Consider the following 1621-nt stretch of genomic DNA (forward strand, 5'->3'; position numbering starts at 1 on the left):
GCGCCATGAAGGCGCCATGAAGCTGCACCTGTGGATACCCAAGTTGAACTGCAATACCGCGGCCATGTGTATCAACACCGCCAGGCCGAGGCAGCAAACCAAGTTGAAAATGCCTGATTGAGTTCCATTCTGTGAGCGTTGCTACAACGCTCAGCCCCGCCTCCCCCTCAAATGGGGGGAGGTTTTTTATTGCCTTGGCTAATCCAGGGCCCAATTAATGGATCTGCAATTAATTCCCTCTGCCGATGCCTATAAATTGCTACCGATTTCAGTTATCGGAATGCTCTGGTTGCAAATTCATTTCGAAAATTCCCATTGGGATCTGCTAGCCAAGGGCATGGCAGTAGTTGATGCGGATTCCAGCCAAGCACTCTGCGCTGATGCCTTGGCCTCCGGACTCAGGGTGGGTCAATTGGAAAGGATTAAATCAAGCCACTATTGATTTTCTTTTTTGCTTCCATTTTAGGGTAGACCAAGTAAGCAGAACTAATACCAAAGGCAATACGCCAATCAAAGAAAACAATCTAAATTCATCAGCCAACGTTGAAGCAGTGCTGCTTAATATTTGTTCGATCACGTATAGGCCGTAAATACCAAGCAATACCCAACCTTCCCTGCGGCTGATAACACCACCGGTCCAAAATATGGGCAAGCACGCAAATGTGGTTGCCACCATTATTGGAAAATCACGGTTGATCATCACCTCATCTACCCCAAGGCCTCTCGATCCAGAAGCCACGCCGCAAAGGCCCAAAATCACCAGCTGGTTCAGAAGATTGCTGCCCACAACATTGCCAATGGCCAAGTCGGGTTTGCCCCGATAAGCCGCCACCAAAGATGTAACCAGCTCAGGCATTGAGGTGCCGGCAGAAACAATCGTGAGACCAATAACCATCTCGCTAACGCCAAGGGCTTGAGCCCCCGCTATCGCACCTTTAACTAAAACTTGGGAACCAACAACCAGAAGCACTAGGCCGCCGATCAACTTGATGATCGCCATTGGCGCTGGTGATGGGCTGGCATCAGCCTCTAGGTCAGCAATGGCTTCAGGCGATTCCTCCTTAGCTGAGCGGATCTCCCAGAGCAGATTAATAACAGTGCCCGTAATCAAAGCTAAGCCTGCTATCCAAGTGATCCGCCCACCGGATGCCATACCCCAAGTGGCCATGGAAACCCCAAATAACAGGGGAACATCACGTTTAACCAAGCGGCTCTTTACCCGCAGTGGCATCACAGCCGCACTGGCTCCAAGCACCACAAGCACATTAAAAATATTTGAACCAACGATGTTGCTTACAGCGATCGCATCTCCGGCGCTACCGCCTTTAAGCGTGGAAAAAAGGCTCACAAAAAGTTCTGGGGCGCTGGTACCAAGCGACACCACCGTGAGGCCAATCACAATTTGCGGGATGCCAAACAGAAGGGAAAGGGCAACAGAACCGGCCACAAACAATTCCCCACCGCCAAATAGCAGCAGGATGCCCACAAGGATCAAAAGCAAATTCAGCGCAAATGGCATGGCAACTAATTGATGAATTGACTTAATTACAAATCTTGCAGTGCCGCCAGCCCCAACCACCTCACCGCGGTGGAAGTGAAATCAAACCGACAGGGCAGCACC

3 protein-coding genes are annotated in these 1621 nt (G+C 50.5%); 1 reads left to right on the forward strand and 2 read right to left on the reverse strand.

The annotated features are described in order from the left end of the window. Positions 1 to 214 (reverse strand): hypothetical protein (locus C7K08_RS16195; RefSeq protein WP_206603877.1); only part of this gene is annotated, 214 nt, incomplete at its 3' end. Between the two features lie 3 nt (positions 215 to 217). Between C7K08_RS16195 and C7K08_RS13980 the strand changes: the two genes are divergently transcribed. Further along, on the forward strand, positions 218 to 442 hold the full coding sequence (locus C7K08_RS13980) for a hypothetical protein (RefSeq protein WP_106501124.1): 225 nt from the start codon (positions 218 to 220) through the stop codon (positions 440 to 442). Here C7K08_RS13980 and C7K08_RS13985 read toward each other — a convergent pair. After that, on the reverse strand, positions 428 to 1519 hold the full coding sequence (locus C7K08_RS13985) for a calcium/sodium antiporter (protein WP_106501125.1): 1092 nt from the start codon (positions 1517 to 1519) through the stop codon (positions 428 to 430). The genes C7K08_RS13980 and C7K08_RS13985 overlap by 15 nt on opposite strands. Positions 1520 to 1621 lie beyond the last annotated feature (102 nt).

The sequence above is a fragment of the Synechococcus lacustris str. Tous genome, from assembly GCF_003011125.1.
Lineage (GTDB): Bacteria > Cyanobacteriota > Cyanobacteriia > PCC-6307 > Cyanobiaceae > Synechococcus_D > Synechococcus_D lacustris.

What these genes read in the sequence shown, in the direction of transcription:
- C7K08_RS13985 (WP_106501125.1), bottom strand. Translation starts at nt 1,519, where the DNA reads ATGCCATTTGCGCTGAATTTGCTTTTGATCCTTGTGGGCATCCTGCTG.
- C7K08_RS13980 (WP_106501124.1), top strand. Translation starts at nt 218, where the DNA reads ATGGATCTGCAATTAATTCCCTCTGCCGATGCCTATAAATTGCTACCG.